The sequence below is a fragment of the Burkholderia stagnalis genome, from assembly GCF_039848545.1.
GTDB lineage: Bacteria > Pseudomonadota > Gammaproteobacteria > Burkholderiales > Burkholderiaceae > Burkholderia > Burkholderia stagnalis.
Genome location: NZ_CP156685.1, coordinates 1949259 through 1967079, shown reverse-complemented (window position 1 = coordinate 1967079; position 17821 = coordinate 1949259). Strand labels below are relative to the sequence as shown.

Below are 17821 nucleotides of genomic sequence, written 5' to 3'. Positions count from 1 at the left end.
AGGGGAAACGGCATCGCCACAATGGCACGAATTGAATCGTATACGGAATGGATCGCGAAGGCGGCCTTGCGATTCGCAATGAAGGCCGCCGCCGCCGCGCAATACTCAGATGATTTCGAACAGGCCGGCCGCCCCCTGCCCGCCGCCGATGCACATCGTCACGACCGCGTATTTCACGCCGCGCCGCTTGCCCTCGATCAGCGCATGGCCGGTCAGGCGCGCGCCCGACACGCCATACGGGTGGCCGACCGCGATCGCCCCCCCGTTGACGTTGAGGCGGTCTTCGGGAATGCCGAGCGTGTCGCGGCAATACAGCACCTGCACCGCGAACGCCTCGTTGAGTTCCCACAGGCCGATGTCCTCGACCTTCAGCCCTGCCCGCTTCAGCAGCTTCGGCACCGCGAACACCGGGCCGACGCCCATCTCGTCCGGCTCGCAGCCGGCGACCGCGAAGCCGCGGAACACGCCGAGCGGCTGCAGGCCCTCCTTCTGCGCGGCATCGGCGCTCATCACCACGCACGCGGACGCGCCGTCGGAGAACTGGCTTGCGGTGCCCGCGGTGATTACTCCGCCCGGCACGGCCGAACGGATCTTCGACACGCCGTCGAGCGTCGTGTCCGGCCGGATGCCTTCGTCGGCCGACACCGTCACCTCCTTCGTGAACAGCCGCCCGGTCGCCTTGTCGGCGATGCCCGCGCGCACGGTGATCGGCACGATCTCCGCGTCGAAGCGCCCGGCCGCCTGCGCGGCGGCCGCCCGCAGCTGCGACTGCACGCCGTATTCGTCCTGGCGCGCCTTCGAGATCCCGTAGCGCTTCGCGACGTTCTCGGCGGTCTGCAGCATGTTCCAGTAGATCTCCGGCTTGTGTTCGAGCAGCCAGCCCTCAGCCAGCATGTGCCGGTTCATCTCGTTCTGCACGCACGAGATCGATTCGACGCCGCCCGCCACGTACACGTCGCCTTCGCCCGCGATGATCCGCTGCGCGGCGAGCGCGATCGTCTGCAGTCCGGACGAGCAGAAGCGGTTCACCGTCATGCCCGGCACGCTCACCGGCAGCCCCGCGCGCAGCGCGATCTGGCGCGCGATGTTGCCGCCGGTCGCGCCTTCCGGGTTCGCACAGCCCATGATCACGTCCTCGACGCGCGCCGGGTCGAGCTTCGCGCGCTCGAGCGCGGCGGCCACCACGTGGCCGCCGAGCGTCGCACCGTGCGTCATGTTGAAGGCGCCGCGCCACGATTTCGCCAGCGGCGTGCGTGCGGTCGATACGATTACGGCTTCGGTCATGCGAGTCTCCTGTCGATTCAGAGTTGGCGCTTTGGCGCTTACGCTGATCCCATGCAGAACTGTCGATTCAGCGTTGGCGCTTTGACGCCCTCTCCCTGCTTCCGGGATTGAATGAGTGAATGCGCTACGCCGCAGGGCGCGCGCCGGCCGACGTGACTCGCGCCACGCCTGCCGCCTGCATCTGTTGCCATGCGCGCGCGAGCGACCCGTCGAGGTCGATCGCACGGCACGCGTCGTCGATCACCGCGGCCTCGAAGCCTGCCGAGCGCGCGTCGAGCGCCGACCACGCGACGCAGAAGTCGGTCGCGAGCCCGCAGCACCACACGCGCTTCGCGCCGAGTTCGCGCAGGTAGCCGGCAAGGCCCGTGCGCGTCGTGCGGTCGGCCTCGACGAACGCGGAGTAGCTGTCGACCTGCGCGTCGCTGCCCTTGCGGATCACGAGCCGCGCGTGCGGGATATCGAGGTCGCGATGCAGCGCCGCGCCGTCGGTGTCCTGCACGCAGTGCACGGGCCACAGCACCTGTTCGCCGTACGGCAGCGCGAGCGTGGAGAACGGGGCGCGCCCCGGGTGGTTGGCCGCGAACGACACGTGCGTGCGCGGGTGCCAGTCCTGCGTGAGCACCACGTGGTCGAAACGCGCGGCGAGCGCGTTGATGACCGGCACGACCGCGTCGCCGTCCGGCACCGCGAGCGCGCCGCCCGGCATGAAGTCGTACTGCGCGTCGATCACGAGCAGCACGTCGTCGGTGTGTTTCATCGTCCCTCTCCCCAAGCTGTCGCGCGCCGCGCGGCGGTCAGCCGTTGAAGCCGCGTCCGGCCTGTGCAAGTTCGGCGATCGACGGCGCGAGCTGCCATGCGTCGCCGTTCGCGCCGGCCGCGTAGCGGCGAATCGCCCGCTCGACGTTGTAGAGGCCGACCGTGTCCGCGTACAGCATCGGGCCGCCGCGCCACAGCGGGAAGCCGTAGCCGGTCAGGTACACCATGTCGATGTCGGACGCCTTCGACGCGATCTTCTCCTCGAGGATCTTCGCGCCTTCGTTGACGAGCGCGAACACGAGCCGCTCGACGATCTCGTCGTCGCCGATCTTGCGCCGCGCGACGCCGCGCTCCTGCGAATACGCGACGACCATCTCGTCGACCAGCGCCGACGGCTTCGCCTTGCGCTCGCCCGGCACGTAGTCGTACCAGCCCGCGCCGGTCTTCTGGCCGAAGCGGCCCTGCTCGCACAGGCGATCGGCGATCTTCGAATAGTGGAGGCCCGGATTCTCGACATAGCGGCGCTTGCGGATCGCCCAGCCGATGTCGTTGCCGGCGAGGTCGCTCATCCGGAACGGGCCCATCGCGAAGCCGAACTTCTCGATCGCGCGATCGACCTGCGCGGGCAGCGCGCCCTCCTCGAGCATGAACAGCGCCTGGCGGATGTACTGCTCGATCATCCGGTTGCCGATGAAGCCGTCGCACACGCCCGACACCACCGCGGTCTTGCGAATCTTCTTCGCGATCGCCATCACGGTCGCGAGCACGTCCTTCGCGGTCGCTTCGCCGCGCACGACCTCGAGCAGCTTCATCACGTTCGCCGGGCTGAAGAAGTGCATGCCGACGACGTCCTGCGGCCGCTTCGTGAACGCGGCGATCCGGTTCACGTCGAGCGTCGACGTGTTCGACGCGAGGATCGCGCCCGGCTTCGCGACTTCGTCGAGCCGGCCGAACACCTGCTCCTTCACGCCGAGTTCCTCGAACACGGCCTCGATGATCAGGTCCGCATCCTTCAGGTCGTCGTAGGACAGCGTCGGCGCGATCAGCGCCATGCGCGCGTCGAGCTTCTCCTGCGTGAGCTTGCCCTTCTTCACCTGCGCGTCGTAGTTCTTGCGGATCGTCGCGAGCCCGCGCTCGAGCGCGTCCTGCTTCGTCTCGAGCAGCGTGACGGGCAGGCCCGCGTTGACGAAGTTCATCGCGATGCCGCCGCCCATCGTGCCGGCGCCGATCACCGCGACCTTGCGGATTTCGCGCACCGGCGTATCGGCCGGCACGTCCGGAATCTTGCTCGCTGCGCGCTCGCCGAAGAACGCGTGCCGCAGCGCGCGGCTTTCCGGCGTCATCATCAACGCGACGAAACCCTCGCGCTCGGCCACGCTGCCCTTGTCGAAGCCGTTCAGCACGCCGGCCTCGATCGCGTCGATGCACTTGTGCGGCGCGGGGAAGTTCGGCGCGGCGGCCCGCGCCGAGTTGCGCGCGAACTGGATGAAACCCGCGGCGTTCTCGTGGACGATCTTGCGATCGCGCACGCGCGGGTGCGGCCCCGGCTGCGCGCCGGCCTTGCGGGCGAACGCGACGGCCGCATCGAGCAGGTCGCCTTCGGCCATTTCGTCGAACAGGCCGCTCTTCGCGAGTTGCTCGGACGGCACCGGCGCGCCCGACACGATCATGTTCAGCGCAACCTCGAGCCCGACCGCGCGCGGCAGCCGCTGCGTGCCGCCGGCGCCCGGCAGCAGGCCGAGCTTCACCTCGGGCAGCGCGATCTGCGCGCCCGGCGCCGCGATCCGGTAGTGCGCGCCGAGCGCAAGCTCGAGCCCGCCACCCATCGCGACACTGTGGATCGCCGCGACGACCGGCTTCGCGCTCGCCTCCACCGCGCGGATCACGGTGTGCAGCGACGGTTCCTGCAGCGCTTTCGGGGTATTGAATTCGGTGATGTCGGCGCCGCCCGAGAAGGCGCGGCCCGCGCCCGTCAGCACGATCGCGGTGACCGCCGGATCCTGCGCGGCGCGATCGAGCCCTTCCATGAGCCCGAGCCGGGTCGACAGACCGAGCCCGTTGACGGGCGGATTGTTGAGCGTGATGACGGCCACGCCGTCGCGAGTCGAGTAATCCACTGCCATCTGCCTGCCTCCATGCATCGCGCGCCGGGGTGGCTGCGCTTCATTGTGCGCGGTCGATCGGCCGCTTGTCCAAGACGAACGGAGGCAGCATACAACGAAAAAGAACGGTCGTTCAATTTATTCTTGCGCCGATCCGGGGGACGGATCGGCGCAGAGCAGACGCTTACTGCTGGCTGGCCGCCGTCGGCAGCACGTAATCGCGGAACATCTCGCGCAGCTTCAGCTTCTGCAGCTTGCCCGTCGCGGTGTGCGGCAGCGATTCGACGAACACGACGTCGTCCGGGATCCACCATTTCGCGACCTTGCCGTCGTAGAACGCGAGCAACGCGTCGCGACTCACGTCGGCGCCCGCCCGCTTGACCACGACGAGCAGCGGCCGCTCGGTCCATTTCGGATGCGCGCACGCGATGCACGCCGCTTCGGCGACGGCCGGGTGCGCAACCGCGACGTTCTCGATGTCGATCGAGCTGATCCACTCGCCGCCGGACTTGATCACGTCCTTGCTGCGATCCGTGATCTGCAGGAAACCGTCCGGGTCGATGCTCGCGACGTCGCCGGTCGGGAACCAGCCGTCGGCGAGCGGCGATGCATCGCTGCGGAAGTAGTGGTCGACCACCCACGGCCCGCGCACCTGCAGCTCGCCGAACGCGACCCCGTCGCGCGGCAGCTCGCGGCCATCGTCGCCGACGATCCGCATGTCGACGCCGAACAGCACGCGCCCCTGCTTCTCGAGCAGCTTGCGCTGCGCATCGCGCGGGCGCTGCGACTGCGCCCAGTTCAGCTTCGCCAGCGTGCCGAGCGGCGACATCTCGGTCATCCCCCATGCGTGGATCACGCGTACGTCGTAGTCGTCCTCGAACGTGCGCAGCATCGCCGGCGGGCATGCGGAGCCGCCGATCACGGTGCGCTCGAGCGTCGAGAACCGCACGCCCGCCTCGCGCATGTAGTTCAGCAGGCCGAGCCACACGGTCGGCACGCCGGCCGAGAACGTCACGCGCTCCGTCTCCATCAGCTCGTACAGCGACTTGCCGTCGAGATCCTTGCCGGGCAGCACGAGCTTGCCGCCCGTGAGCGGCACCGCGTACGGCAGCCCCCACGCGTTCACATGGAACATCGGCACGACGGGCAGCACCGCATCCATCGCGGACAGGTTCATCGAATCGGGCAGCGCCTCGCCGTACGCGTGCAGCACGGTCGAGCGATGCGAATACAGCACGCCCTTCGGATTGCCGGTCGTGCCCGACGTGTAGCAGAGCCCCGATGCCTGCTGCTCGTCGAGACGCGGCCAGTCGTAGCGGCCGTCCTCGGCGTCGACGAGCGTCTCGTAGCACAGGTACGGCGTCGCGCCGGACGGCAGGTGCGCGGCGTCGGTCATCGCGATCCAGCCCTTCACCTGCGGGCATTGCGGCGCGAGCGCGTCGACCAGCGGCGCGAAATTGATGTCGAACAGGACGTAGCGGTCTTCCGCGTGCTGGATGATGTATGCGATCTGCTCGGGAAAGAGGCGCGGATTGATCGTGTGGCAGACGGCGCCCATCCCGCTGATGCCGTAGTACGCCTCGAGATGCCGGTAGCCGTTCCATGCGAGCGTGCCGACGCGGTCCCCGGTGTCGACGCCGAGCCGCGCGAGCGCCTGCGCGAGCTGCTTCGCGCGCCGTTCGCAATCGCGGTACGTGTAGCGATGCAGGTCACCCTCGATCCGCTTCGATACGATCTCGACATCGCCCGCGTGACGCGCGGCATGCGCGATCAACGAGGACACCAGGAGCGGCATGTCCATCATCTGGCCCAGCAACGGCTTTCCCATCGTGTTGTTCTCCGGAAGGTCGCGAATCGGTACACGGCCCCGGGCCGGCGCACGCCCGTCGGCCGCGCGAACATGCCCTCGGGCACGGTGCGCGCGCGGCCATGCGGGCGGCGCAGCGCCGCCTTACAATATCGGCTTACCCAGAGGCGCTCAACATGTCGTTTTCCCGAAGCGCAGCCGACGCGGCTGACACCCTGCCCGACCTCCCCGATCTCGCCGCCACGCTCGGCGCCCCCGCCGACGGCGCATTCGTGCGGCTCGGCGCGGCGTTTCATACGCGCCTGCCGGCCGCGCCGCTGCCGGCGCCGTACGTGGTCGGCTTCTCCGACGAAGTCGCACAACTGCTCGGGCTGCCGGCGTCGCTCGCGGCCCACCCCGAATTCGCCGCGCTGTTCGCCGGCAACCCCACCCGCGACTGGCCCGCGGAAGCAATGTCGTACGCGTCGGTCTATTCCGGCCACCAGTTCGGCGTGTGGGCCGGCCAGCTCGGCGACGGCCGCGCGCTGACCATCGGCGAGCTCGCGGGCGCCGACGGCCGCCGCTACGAGCTGCAGTTGAAGGGCAGCGGCCGCACGCCTTACTCGCGGATGGGCGACGGGCGCGCGGTGTTGCGCTCGTCGATCCGCGAATTCCTGTGCTCGGAGGCGATGCATCATCTCGGCATCCCGACCACGCGCGCGCTGACCGTGATCGGCTCCGACCAGCCGGTGGTCCGCGAGGAAATCGAGACGTCGGCCGTCGTCACGCGCGTGTCGGAGAGCTTCGTGCGCTTCGGCCACTTCGAGCATTTCTTCTCGAACGACCGCCCCGACCTGCTGCGCGAACTCGCCGACCACGCGATCGACCGCTTCTACCCGGCCTGCCGCGACGCCGACGATCCCTACCTCGCGCTGCTCGAGGCCGCGACGCTGCGCACCGCCGACCTCGTCGCGCAATGGCAGGCGGTCGGCTTCTGCCACGGCGTGATGAACACCGACAACATGTCGATCCTCGGCGTGACGATCGACTACGGCCCGTTCGGCTTCGTCGACGCATTCGACGCGAACCACATCTGCAACCACTCCGACACGCACGGCCGCTACGCGTACCGGATGCAGCCGCGCATCGCGCACTGGAACTGCTACTGCCTCGCGCAGGCGCTGCTGCCGCTGATCGGCCTGCAGCACGGGATCGCCGACGACGATGCGCGCGCCGAACGCGCGGTGGAAGATGCGCAGGCCGTGCTCGCGAAGTTTCCCGAGCGCTTCGGCCCCGCGCTCGAAGGCCTCATGCGCGCGAAGCTCGGCCTCGAACTCGAACGCGACGGCGACGCGGCGCTCGCGAACCAGCTGCTCGAAGTCATGCACGCGAGCCATGCGGACTTCACGCTGACGTTCCGCCACCTGTCGCAGCTGTCGAAGCACGACGCGAGCCGTGACGCGCCGGTGCGCGACCTGTTCATCGACCGCGACGCGTTCGACGCATGGGCGAACCTCTACCGCGCGCGCCTGTCCGAGGAAACACGCGACGACGCGGCGCGCGCCGCCGCGATGAACCGCGTGAACCCGAAGTACGTGCTGCGCAACCACCTCGCCGAAGTCGCGATCCGGCGCGCGAAGGAAAAGGACTTTTCCGAAGTCGAGCGCCTCGCGCAGGTGCTGCGCCGGCCGTTCGACGAACAACCCGAATACGCGTCGTATGCGGCGCTTCCGCCCGACTGGGCCGGCTCGCTCGAAGTGAGCTGCTCGTCGTGACGCGCACGCACCGACCATTCCATCAGGAGAAACGAAACATGCCCCAGGATTCAGACGACAAGTCCTATCCGTTCCAGAAGGACGACGCGGAGCTGCGCCGCCGGCTCACGCCGATGCAGTACGAAGTCACCCAGCATGCGGCAACCGAGCGCGCGTTCACCGGCGAATACACCGACACCGAGGATTCGGGCATCTACAAGTGCGTCGTATGCAGCACGCCGCTGTTCGAATCCGGCGCGAAATTCCATTCGGGCTGCGGCTGGCCCAGCTACTTCAAGCCGATCAACGGCGAGGTGATCGAGGAAGTGATGGACTACACGCACGGAATGGTGCGTGTCGAGGTCCGCTGCAACCACTGCGGCGCGCATCTCGGCCACGTGTTCGAGGACGGCCCGCGCGACCAGACCGGTTTGCGGTACTGCATCAATTCGGCTGCGTTAAACTTCGACTCCCGGCCCGAAGACGAATAAGCGGCGTGCGGGCGAGCCTGCCGGTCATCCGGACGGTTCGCACCGGCCGCGCCCGGCGGGTCCCTACAACGGTGAAAGGCCGCGCCAGCGGCCTTTCACGCAGCTGCGATCACCATGAAATTCCTGTTCGATCTGTTTCCGATCATCCTGTTTTTCGCCGCCTTCAAGGTGTGGGGCATCTTCACCGCCACGGCAGTCGCGATCGTCGCGACGCTCGCCCAGGTCGCCTGGGTCGCATTTCGCCACCGGAAGGTCGACACGATGCTGTGGGTCAGCCTCGGCGTGATCGTCGTGTTCGGCGGCGCCACCCTCGTGCTGCATGACGAGAAATTCATTCAATGGAAACCGACTGTGCTGTACTGGCTGTTTGCAATTGGCCTGCTCGCCGCGCGCTATGCGTTCGGCAAAAACCTGATCGAGAAGATGATGGGCAAGCAGCTCACGCTGCCGCATCCCGTCTGGGACAAGCTGAACGTCGCATGGTCGATGTTCTTCGCGGTGCTCGGCGTCGCGAACCTGTACGTCGTGCGCAACTTCACCGAGTCGCAGTGGGTGAACTTCAAGCTGTTCGGCACGACGGGCGCGATGGTCGTATTCATCATCCTGCAAAGCCTCTGGCTCACGAAATACATGAAGGACGAATGACATGAGCGATGCCTTCCTGAACGCATCGCCCGACGCGCGCATCGCGCTGATCGAGGCGCGCCTCACCGCCGCGCTGGCGCCCGCATCGCTCACGGTGCGCGACGACAGCGCGCAGCACGCGGGCCACGCGGGCGCTGCCGCCGGCGGCCACTTCGCGGTCACGATCGTGTCCGCCGCATTCGCCGGCAAGCCGCGCGTCGCGCGGCACCGGCTGGTGTATGATGCGCTCGCTGATGCGATGCAGCGCGGCATCCACGCGCTCGCGATCGTGGCGTACACGCCCGAAGAATTCAACGCTTCTTCAATCCAGTCGTCTCATTAGGAATTCCCGATGACCCTGAAATCCCCCCGCCTGTGGGCCGCGGCAGTCGCTCTCGCAGCGGCGCCGGCATTCGCCCAGAACATTGCTGTCGTGAACGGCACGCCGATTCCGAAGTCGCGCGCCGACGCGATGGTCGCGCAGCTCGTCCAGCAAGGCCAGGCCGACAGCCCGCAACTGCAGCAGGCCGTACGCCAGGAACTCGTGAACCGCGAGATCCTGATGCAGGAAGCGATCCGCCGCGGCATCCCGAATCGTGCCGACGTGAAGGCGCAGGTCGCCGTCGCACAGCAGACCGTCGTGCTGCGCGCGATGATCGAGGACTTCCTGAAGAAGAACCAGCCGTCCGACACCGAGGTGAAGGCGCGCTACGACGAGCTCGTGAAGGGTGTCGCGAACCGCGAATTCCACCTGCACCACATCCTCGTCGACAACGAGCAGCAGGCGAAGGACCTGATCGCGAAGATCAAGGCCGGCGCGAAGTTCGAGGATCTCGCGAAGCAGTACTCGAAGGATCCGGGCTCGGGCAAGAACGGCGGCGACCTCGACTGGTCGGACCCGAAGGCGTACGTGCCGGAATTCGCGGCCGCCGCGACGAAGCTGCAGAAAGGCCAGATGACCGACGAGCCGGTGAAGACCCAGTTCGGCTGGCACATCATCCGCGTCGACGACATCCGCAGCATCGCGCCGCCGCCGTTCGACCAGGTCAAGGCGCAGATTGCGCAGCAGCTGGTCCAGCAGAAGCTGCAGGCGTTCGAGGAAAGCCTGCGCCAGCAGGCGAAGGTGCAGTAACGCCACGCGCTGTCCGCATGCGAAAAAGCCGCTCCTCGGAGCGGCTTTTTTCGTTCTGGCGGGCAGCGGCTCCGCTACGCGTAGAACGACGCGTGATACCGCACTTCGCCCGCCGCGCGCGGCGCGGCGTCGTCGAACGACAGCGCCGTCAGGTACTCGGGCGGCGCCTGCGGGAAGACGATCTCGCCCGCCGGCCCGAAGCCGAAGCGTGCGTAATACGCGGGATCGCCGAGCACCACGCAGCCGTGCGCGCCGAGCCGCCGCAGCGCGTCGAGGCCCGTGCGCACGAGCCCCGCGCCGACGCTGCGCCGCCGGCAGTCCGGCAGCACCGCGAGCGGGGCGAGCCCATACCAGCCGGGGCTGCCGTCGCCGATCGTCACCGGGGAAAACGCAACGTGCCCGATGATGCGCTCGTCGCGCTCCGCGACGAGCGATACGCTCAGGCAACCGTCCGCGCGCAGCGCCTCGACGATCCCCTGTTCGAGCCGCCCGCCCTGCGGCGCATCGGCGAACGCGGCGGCGATCACGCGGGCAATCGCCGCGGCATCGCGCGCGCGCTCGTCGCGCAGCGTGACGATGTCGACCGGGGCGTGCGGATCGAACATCGCGTCAGCCGAGCCAGCGGCGCGCGTTGCGGAACACGCGCATCCACGGGCTGGCTTCGTCCCAGCCTTCCGGGTGCCAGCTCATCGTGACCGTGCGATGCACGCGCTCCATGTGCGGCATCAGCACCGTGAAGCGGCCGTCGGCGGTCGTCACCGACGTGATGCCGGCGGGCGAGCCGTTCGGGTTGAACGGATAGCGCTCGGTCGCTTCGCCGCGATGGTCGACGTAGCGCATCGCGACCGCGACGCTGCCGATGTCGCCCTGCTGCGAGAAGTCCGCATAGCCTTCGCCGTGCGCGACCGCGACCGGAATCCGCGAACCCTCCATCCCCGCGAAGAAGATCGACGGCGACGCCTGCACCTCGACGAACGAGAAGCGCGCCTCGAACTGCTCCGACTTGTTGCGCGTGAACTTCGGCCACGCTTGCGCACCCGGGATCATCGACGCGAGGCTCGACAGCATCTGGCAGCCGTTGCAGATGCCGAGCGCGAACGTGTCCGGACGCGCGAAGAACGCCGAGAACATGTCGGACAGGTTCGCGTTGAAGCGGATCGTCTTCGCCCAGCCCTCGCCCGCGCCCAGCACGTCGCCGTACGAGAAGCCGCCGCACGCCACCGCGCCCGCGAAATCGGCGAGCGTCACGCGGCCCGCGAGCAGGTCGCTCATGTGCACGTCGTGCGCGTCGAAGCCGGCGCGGTCGAATGCATAGGCGGTTTCAAGGTGCGAGTTCACGCCCTGCTCGCGCAGGACCGCGACGCGCGGACGCGCGCCGGTCGCGATGTACGGCGCGGCGATGTCGTCGGCCGGCTCGAACGTCAGCACCGGCGCGATGCCCGGGTCGGCCGCGTCGAGCAGCGTGTCGTATTCGGCATCCGCGCAGGCCGGGTTGTCGCGCAGGCGCGCAATGCGCCAGCTCACCTCGGCCCACGCGCGATGCAGATCGACGCGCGGCGCGTCGAAGATCTTCTTCGCGTCGCGGAACACTTCGATCACGTCGCGCTCGTTGACCGTGCCGATCACGTGCGAGCAGGTCGACAGGCCGAATTCGCGCAGCGCGCCGAGCACCGCGTCGCGATCCGTCGCGCGCACCTGCACGACGGCGCCGAGCTCTTCCGAGAACAGCGCGCGCAGCGTGCGGTCTTCGCGGCGGCCGCTCGTCTGCTTCGCCCAGTCCTTCGCATCGCCGTAGTCGGATTCGTGGTTTTCGTCGAGCGTCAGCATGTCGACGTTCAGCGACACGCCCGCGTGGCCCGCGAACGCCATTTCGCAGACCGTCGCCCACAGGCCGCCGTCCGAGCGGTCGTGGTACGCGAGCAGCAAGCCCCGCGCGTTCAGCGACTGGATCGCCGCGAAGAAGCGCTTCAGGTCTTCCGGATCGTCGACGTCCGGCACCGTGTTGCCGACCTGCTGCGTGACCTGCGCGAAGATGCTGCCGCCCATGCGGTTCTTGCCGCGGCCGAGGTCGATCGCGATCAGCACGCTGTCGCCGGCGTCGGCGACGCGCTGCAGCTGCGGCGTCAGGTGGCGGCGCACGTCCTCGACCGGCGCGAACGCCGAGATGATCAGCGACACCGGCGCGACGACTTCCTTCGCGACGCCCGCGTCGTCCCACTTCGTCTTCATCGACAGCGAATCCTTGCCGACCGGGATGCCGATGCCGAGTGCCGGGCACAGCTCCATGCCGATCGCCTTCACCGTGTCGAACAGCGCGGCATCTTCGCCGGCGGTGCCGCACGCGGCCATCCAGTTCGCGGACAGCTTCAGCTTGTCGAGCGACGCGATCGGCGCGCTCGCGATGTTGGTGATCGCCTCGCCCACCGCCATGCGGCCCGATGCCGGCGCGTCGATCACGGCGAGCGGCGTGCGCTCGGCCATCGTCATCGCTTCGCCCTTGAAGCCCGCGTAGTCGAGCGCGGTGACCGCGCAGTCGGCCACCGGCACCTGCCACGGGCCGACCATCTGGTCACGCACCGACGTGCCGCCGACCGAGCGGTCGCCGATCGTGATCAGGAACGACTTGCTCGCGACGGTCGGGTGCTTCAGCACGTCGACGGCCGCCTGCGACAGCGCGATGCCCGTCACGTCGACCGGCGCGCGCTCGGTGCTCACGCGCGTGACGTCGCGGTGCATGCGCGGCGGCTTGCCGAGCAGCACTTCCATCGGCATGTCGACCGGGTATTCGTCGCTGCCGCTCGCCTGGTCGTCGACCAGTTGCAGCTGGCGCTCGTCGGTCGCGACGCCGACCACCGCGAACGGGCAGCGCTCGCGCGCGCAGATCGCCTCGAAGCGCGGCAGGTCGCCCGGCGCGATCGCCAGCACGTAGCGCTCCTGCGCCTCGTTCGACCAGATTTCGCGCGGCGACAGGCCCGACTCCTCGAGCGCGACCTTGCGCAGCTCGAAACGCGCGCCCTTGCCCGCGCCGTCGACGATCTCGGGGAACGCATTCGACAGGCCGCCCGCGCCGACGTCATGGATGCTCAGGATCGGGTTCTCGGCGCCGAGCTGCCAGCAGCCGTTGATCACTTCCTGCGCACGGCGCTCGATTTCCGGGTTGCCGCGCTGCACCGAGTCGAAATCGAGCTCGGCGGTGTTCGCGCCGGTCGCCATCGAGCTCGCCGCGCCGCCGCCCATGCCGATCCGCATGCCGGGGCCGCCGATCTGGATCAGCAACGAGCCGGCCGGCACGTCGTGCTTGTGCGTGTGCTGGTCGGCGATGTTGCCGAGGCCGCCCGCGATCATGATCGGCTTGTGATAGCCGCGCACCTGGCCGCCGACGTTCTGCTCGTACACGCGGAAGTAGCCGCCGAGGTTCGGGCGGCCGAATTCGTTGTTGAACGCGGCGCCGCCGAGCGGGCCGTCGACCATGATCTGCAGCGGCGACGCGATGCGGTCCGGGCGGCCGTACGGGCCGTGCGGCTCGTTCGGGTTGCGCTCGGCCACCGGCTGGGCCGCGTCGCGCGCGTTTTCCCACGGCTGGCGGGCATCGGGCAGGTCGAGGTTCGACACGGTGAAGCCTGTCAGGCCGGCCTTCGGACGCGCGCCGCGGCCCGTCGCGCCTTCGTCGCGGATCTCGCCGCCTGCGCCGGTCGCCGCGCCCGGAAACGGCGAGATCGCCGTCGGGTGGTTGTGCGTCTCGACCTTCATCAGCGTGTGCGTGAGCTCGGTGTGACGGCCGTAGCGCTCGCCCGGCTCGCCGGCCGCGCCCGTGTTGCGCGGGAACCAGCGTTCCGCTTCCGCGCCCAGCATGATCGACGAGTTGTCCGAATACGCGACGATCGTGCCCTGCGGGCTCAGCTTCTCGGTGTTGCGGATCATCGCGAACAGCGACATGTCCTGCGCCTCGCCGTCGATCGTCCACTGCGCGTTGAAGATCTTGTGGCGGCAGTGCTCGCTGTTCGCCTGCGCGAACATCATCAGCTCGACGTCGGTCGGGTTGCGCTCGAGCTTGCGGAACGCGTCGACCAGGTAGTCGATCTCGTCGTCGGCGAGCGCGAGGCCCAGCTCGACGTTCGCGCGCTCGAGCGCGCCGCGGCCCTGCCCGAGCACGTCGACGGTCGCGAGCGGCTTGGCCGGCAGTTCGTCGAACAGGTGCTTCGCGTCGTCGCGCGACGCGACCACGCTTTCGGTCATCCGGTCGTGCAGCGCCGCGGCGACGGCCGCGCGCGCTTCGTCGGACAGCGCCTTCTTCCCGCCGAGCAGGCCCGACTTCAGCGTGACCGTGTACTCGACGCCGCGCTCGATGCGGCGCACGTGCGTGAGGCCGCAGTGCTGCGCGATGTCGGTAGCCTTGCTCGCCCACGGCGACACCGTGCCGAGGCGCGGCAGCACGACGAACGACTCGCCGGCCCCCTTCTCGGCCGCCGGCTCGAACGGCGCGCCGTAGTGCATCAGCGCGTCGATGCGCGCGCTGTCGTCGGCCGACAGCGGCTCACTGGCGTTGACGAAATGCAGGAACTGGCCGCGGACCGCGACGATGTTGGCGTCGATCTGCCTGAGCGTGTCGAGCAGACGGGTCTGACGGAAATCGGAAAGGGCCGAAGCGCCGGGAAAACACGAGAAGTGAGCCATGGGCTGGACTGACGTCGATGAGTCGCGCAAGGTGGCGACGTGGGGCGAAAGGAAGGCCGTAATTATACCCGGAAGTCGGCCGCCCAAGGCCCGCCCGTGCGCGCCGTCGCGGCGCGAACGCCGCCGGCCGCCGGTTTGGCGCTATCATTGCCGGTTCACCGGGCCGCACGGCCCGTCACGCGAATCACCCACCGGGCGGCCGTGTTGCTGCCCGTCATCGAAGCAATCCATGGATGTCATCGTCATCGGCGGCGGAATCAGCGGCGTCGCCACCGCCTACCAGCTGCGCGCGGCCGGCCATCGCGTCTGCGTGGTCGAGCGCCACGCGACCGTCGCGCAGGGTGCGACCTACGGCGATGGCGGCACGCTGCTGCCGAGCCCGCTCGACGTCTGGTTCGGGCCGACCTTCATGCGCCAGCGCCACGCGCGCGACAGCGGCATCGTCTACAAGCCCGGGCTGAACGGCGCCGTGCGGCGCTTCGTGAAGCAGCTCGGCGCGCTGCGCGAACCCGACGCGTTCGCCGCCCAGTACGACCGGCTGCGCCCGCTGATCGACGCGTCGCGCGATACGTTCGCCGACATCGAAGCCCGCTTCGACCTCGAATTCGAACAGAAGACCGGCGTGCTGCACGTCGTGCGCGACGCCTCCGACTGGGACGCCGCGCAGCCCGCGCTCGAGCTGCTGCGCACGCTCGACCTGCCGCACCGCATGCTGACGGCCGCCGAATGCGCGGCGCTCGAGCCGTCGGTGCCCGCCGAACCGGCGTTCGCCGGCGGCGTGCTGCTCGAGACCGAGCGCACCGCGAACTGCCCGCTGTTCGCGAAGCTCGTCAAGCAGCTGCTCGACGAGCATGGCGTGCAGTTCCGCTTCGGCGCGGAAGTCGCCGCGATCCGCACGGACACCGGCCGCGCCGCGGTCGAGCTCGCCCCGCCGCGCGGCGACCGGCGCGCGGCGAAGGCGCGCGAGGTCGACGTGATTTCCGCCGATGCGATCGTGGTGGCCGCGGGCGCGGGCAGCCTCGCGCTGCTCGAACGGCTCGGCATGCGCGTGCCGCTGCATCCGCTGCGCGTGCACACGCTGACCGCGCCGGTTGCCTACGTCGAACACGCGCCGCACCTGACCGTCGTCGATTCGGTCAAGCGGATCGCGATGACGCGAACGCAGCAGCGGCTGCGCGTCGGCGGCGGCGCGGTGCTGCAAAGCGCGCAGGACGCCGCGCGGCCGCTCGCCGAACCGCTCGCCGAGGCCGCGCTCGCGCTGCTCGGCCAGGCCGCCCACGACTGGGTGCCGGGCGCGGCGAAGATCTCCGCCGCGCTGTCGTGGCAAGGCACGCAGTTGCTGTCGCCGGACGGCCTGCCGGTCGTCGGTCCGACCCCGCATCCACGCGTGTTCGCCAACTTCGGGCATGGGCCCGCTGGTTGGGGGCTCGCGTGCGGGTCTGCTAAAGTGGTGGCGGATTACCTCGGCGGCTCGACGCAGCACTGGCCCGCCGACACGCTCGCCGCGCTGCGCGCCGAGCGCTTCACGCACTGACCGGCCGCACGGGCATGCCCGGCGGCGCCACCGTCCCGCCGCCATGACCGTCGCCCACCCGCCTCCCCACCCCGAACCGATCGCGCTGTGGCGCGCCGCCGACCTGCGCGCCGCCGAAGCCGCCGCGGCCGCGGCGCTGCCGCCGCACGCGCTGATGGCGCGCGCGGGCGCCGCGGCCGCGCGCTGGCTGTCCGAGCGCGTGGCCGGCGACGACCGCCCCGTGTGGTTCGCGGTCGGCCCCGGCAACAATGGCGGCGACGCGCTCGTCGCGGCCGCGGAGCTGCAGCAGCTCGGCGTCGCGACGCAGGCGTGGATGCCCGTCACGGTAAAGCCCGACGACGCGCAATGGGCACTCGGCCTCGCCCGCGCCGCCGGCGTGCCGGTGTCGGCCGAACCGCCGGCGTCGCTCGACGGCTACGCGTGGGTCGTCGACGGCCTGTTCGGCATCGGCCTTGCTCGCGCGCTCGACGGCGCGTTCGCCGCCGAAGCCGGCCGCATCGCCGCGCGCGCCCGCACCACCGGCCGCGTGCTCGCGCTCGACGTGCCGAGCGGGCTCGACGGCGACACCGGCCGGATCGTCGGCGCGGGCGCCGCGGTGGCCGCGACGCACACGCTGACCTTCATCGGCGCGAAGCCCGGCCTGTACATGGGCGAAGGCCGCGATCTCGCCGGCGAGATCGTAATCGCGTCGCTCGACGTCCCGCCTCCGGCCGCGCCGGACGTGGTGCTGAACGCGCCGGCCCGGTTCGCGGCCGCGCTGCCCGCACGCGCGTTCGCCTCGCACAAGGGCACGTTCGGCAGCCTGGCCGTGATCGGCGGCGACACCGGCATGTGCGGCGCGCCGATCCTCGCCGCGCGCGCCGCGCTGTTCGCCGGCGCGGGCAAGGTGCATGTCGGCTTCCTCGGCGCGGGCGCGCCGCCCTACGATCCGCCGTTCCCCGAACTGATGCTGCACCCGGCCGACGGCCTCGATCCGGGCGCGATGACCGCGATCGCGGCCGGCTGCGGGCTCGGCACGCGCGAGGCCGCGGCGACGCTCGTGCGCGACGTGCTCGCACACGATGCGGCCATGCTGCTCGACGCCGACGCACTGAACCTGATCGCCACGCACCCCGAGCTGGCGGCTGCGGTGGCCGCGCGCGGCGCGCGGGGCCTCGCGTGTGTCCTGACCCCGCATCCGCTGGAAGCGGCACGGCTGCTCGGCAGCGACACCGCGACCGTGCAGCGCGACCGCCTCGCGGCCGCCCACGCGCTCGCGGCGCGCTTCGCGAGCGTCGTCGTGCTGAAAGGCGCCGGCACCGTGATCGCCGCGCCCGACGGCCGCCTGACGGTCAATCCGACCGGCAACGCGGCGCTCGCGACGGGCGGCACCGGCGACGTGCTCGGCGGCGTGATCGGCGCGCTGCTCGCGCAACGCGTCGCGCCCCATGCGGCCGCGCTCGCGGGCGTGTACCTGCACGGCCTCGCGGCCGACACGCTGGTTGCGGACGGCACGGGCCCGGCCGGCCTGACGGCCGGCGAACTCGCGCCCCGCGTGCGCGCGCTGATCAATCGGCTTTTTTACCCGTGCAGGCGCGCGAACACATAACGCCGCTATACTGACTCCCCCGCCGACCGGCGGGCCCGCTCGTCCGTCGGCCGTTCGAACCCGACGCGCCGGCGCGGCATTCCTCCCGATTCACGC

At 69.9% G+C, this 17821-nt stretch carries 13 protein-coding genes; 7 read left to right on the top strand and 6 right to left on the bottom strand.

Annotated features, from left to right (window positions below):
• Nucleotides 1-105: 105 nt before the first annotated feature.
• The 4 genes from ABFO07_RS09240 to ABFO07_RS09225 all read right to left on the bottom strand — a co-directional run bounded on the left by ABFO07_RS09240 (nucleotide 106) and on the right by ABFO07_RS09225 (nucleotide 5970).
• Nucleotides 106-1284 (bottom strand): acetyl-CoA C-acyltransferase, encoded by a 1179-nt coding sequence (locus ABFO07_RS09240; RefSeq protein ID WP_059567360.1) that lies wholly within the window; start codon nucleotides 1282-1284, stop codon nucleotides 106-108.
• 124 nt (nucleotides 1285-1408) lie between these two features.
• Nucleotides 1409-2041: a bifunctional nicotinamidase/pyrazinamidase gene (gene pncA, locus ABFO07_RS09235; RefSeq protein ID WP_059921452.1), complete on the bottom strand. Its 633-nt coding sequence runs from the start codon at nucleotides 2039-2041 to the stop codon at nucleotides 1409-1411.
• Between the two features lie 37 nt (nucleotides 2042-2078).
• Nucleotides 2079-4163, bottom strand: coding sequence for a 3-hydroxyacyl-CoA dehydrogenase NAD-binding domain-containing protein (locus tag ABFO07_RS09230; protein WP_124490573.1), 2085 nt, complete (start codon nucleotides 4161-4163; stop codon nucleotides 2079-2081).
• 163 nt (nucleotides 4164-4326) lie between these two features.
• Complete coding sequence (locus ABFO07_RS09225) at nucleotides 4327-5970, bottom strand: 3-(methylthio)propionyl-CoA ligase (RefSeq protein WP_347466970.1); 1644 nt, start codon at nucleotides 5968-5970, stop codon at nucleotides 4327-4329.
• Between the two features lie 155 nt (nucleotides 5971-6125).
• Between ABFO07_RS09225 and ABFO07_RS09220 the strand changes: the two genes are divergently transcribed.
• From ABFO07_RS09220 to ABFO07_RS09200, 5 genes are all read left to right on the top strand, one after another.
• Complete coding sequence (locus tag ABFO07_RS09220) at nucleotides 6126-7703, top strand: protein adenylyltransferase SelO (protein ID WP_059809476.1); 1578 nt, start codon at nucleotides 6126-6128, stop codon at nucleotides 7701-7703.
• A gap of 38 nt (nucleotides 7704-7741) precedes the next feature.
• Nucleotides 7742-8173 (top strand): peptide-methionine (R)-S-oxide reductase MsrB, encoded by a 432-nt coding sequence (msrB, locus tag ABFO07_RS09215; RefSeq protein WP_059567371.1) that lies wholly within the window; start codon nucleotides 7742-7744, stop codon nucleotides 8171-8173.
• Nucleotides 8174-8287: 114 nt separating this feature from the next.
• A complete protein-coding gene (locus tag ABFO07_RS09210) occupies nucleotides 8288-8818 on the top strand; it encodes a septation protein A (RefSeq protein ID WP_059567373.1) in 531 nt (176 codons plus the stop codon).
• A 1-nt stretch (nucleotide 8819) separates the two neighbouring features.
• Complete coding sequence (locus ABFO07_RS09205; protein ID WP_059809482.1) at nucleotides 8820-9140, top strand: BolA family protein; 321 nt, start codon at nucleotides 8820-8822, stop codon at nucleotides 9138-9140.
• A 9-nt stretch (nucleotides 9141-9149) separates the two neighbouring features.
• On the top strand, nucleotides 9150-9929 hold the full coding sequence (locus ABFO07_RS09200; RefSeq protein WP_059567375.1) for a peptidylprolyl isomerase: 780 nt from the start codon (nucleotides 9150-9152) through the stop codon (nucleotides 9927-9929).
• A gap of 74 nt (nucleotides 9930-10003) precedes the next feature.
• Here ABFO07_RS09200 and ABFO07_RS09195 read toward each other — a convergent pair whose 3' ends face one another.
• Nucleotides 10004-10534 (bottom strand): GNAT family N-acetyltransferase, encoded by a 531-nt coding sequence (locus tag ABFO07_RS09195; RefSeq protein ID WP_059959106.1) that lies wholly within the window; start codon nucleotides 10532-10534, stop codon nucleotides 10004-10006.
• 4 nt (nucleotides 10535-10538) lie between these two features.
• Nucleotides 10539-14603 carry a phosphoribosylformylglycinamidine synthase gene (gene purL, locus ABFO07_RS09190; protein WP_347466966.1) on the bottom strand — a complete coding sequence of 1355 codons (4065 nt, stop codon included), beginning with the start codon at nucleotides 14601-14603 and terminating at the stop codon, nucleotides 10539-10541.
• A 229-nt stretch (nucleotides 14604-14832) separates the two neighbouring features.
• On the opposite strand from purL, the gene ABFO07_RS09185 reads away from it, so the two are divergent.
• Nucleotides 14833-16137 carry an FAD-dependent oxidoreductase gene (locus ABFO07_RS09185; RefSeq protein ID WP_059567381.1) on the top strand — a complete coding sequence of 435 codons (1305 nt, stop codon included), beginning with the start codon at nucleotides 14833-14835 and terminating at the stop codon, nucleotides 16135-16137.
• A 43-nt stretch (nucleotides 16138-16180) separates the two neighbouring features.
• A complete protein-coding gene (locus ABFO07_RS09180) occupies nucleotides 16181-17725 on the top strand; it encodes an NAD(P)H-hydrate dehydratase (protein WP_059987301.1) in 1545 nt (514 codons plus the stop codon).
• Nucleotides 17726-17821: the final 96 nt, after the last annotated feature.

Bases quoted from the DNA above. Each gene is read 5' to 3' on its own strand.
- ABFO07_RS09225 (WP_347466970.1), bottom strand. From the start codon at position 5,970: ATGGGAAAGCCGTTGCTGGGCCAGATGATGGACATGCCGCTCCTGGTG.
- ABFO07_RS09180 (WP_059987301.1), top strand. From the start codon at position 16,181: ATGACCGTCGCCCACCCGCCTCCCCACCCCGAACCGATCGCGCTGTGG.
- ABFO07_RS09210 (WP_059567373.1), top strand. From the start codon at position 8,288: ATGAAATTCCTGTTCGATCTGTTTCCGATCATCCTGTTTTTCGCCGCC.
- ABFO07_RS09195 (WP_059959106.1), bottom strand. From the start codon at position 10,534: ATGTTCGATCCGCACGCCCCGGTCGACATCGTCACGCTGCGCGACGAG.
- ABFO07_RS09185 (WP_059567381.1), top strand. From the start codon at position 14,833: ATGGATGTCATCGTCATCGGCGGCGGAATCAGCGGCGTCGCCACCGCC.
- ABFO07_RS09200 (WP_059567375.1), top strand. From the start codon at position 9,150: ATGACCCTGAAATCCCCCCGCCTGTGGGCCGCGGCAGTCGCTCTCGCA.
- ABFO07_RS09205 (WP_059809482.1), top strand. From the start codon at position 8,820: ATGAGCGATGCCTTCCTGAACGCATCGCCCGACGCGCGCATCGCGCTG.
- ABFO07_RS09240 (WP_059567360.1), bottom strand. From the start codon at position 1,284: ATGACCGAAGCCGTAATCGTATCGACCGCACGCACGCCGCTGGCGAAA.
- pncA (WP_059921452.1), bottom strand. From the start codon at position 2,041: ATGAAACACACCGACGACGTGCTGCTCGTGATCGACGCGCAGTACGAC.
- ABFO07_RS09220 (WP_059809476.1), top strand. From the start codon at position 6,126: ATGTCGTTTTCCCGAAGCGCAGCCGACGCGGCTGACACCCTGCCCGAC.
- msrB (WP_059567371.1), top strand. From the start codon at position 7,742: ATGCCCCAGGATTCAGACGACAAGTCCTATCCGTTCCAGAAGGACGAC.
- ABFO07_RS09230 (WP_124490573.1), bottom strand. From the start codon at position 4,163: ATGGCAGTGGATTACTCGACTCGCGACGGCGTGGCCGTCATCACGCTC.
- purL (WP_347466966.1), bottom strand. From the start codon at position 14,603: ATGGCTCACTTCTCGTGTTTTCCCGGCGCTTCGGCCCTTTCCGATTTC.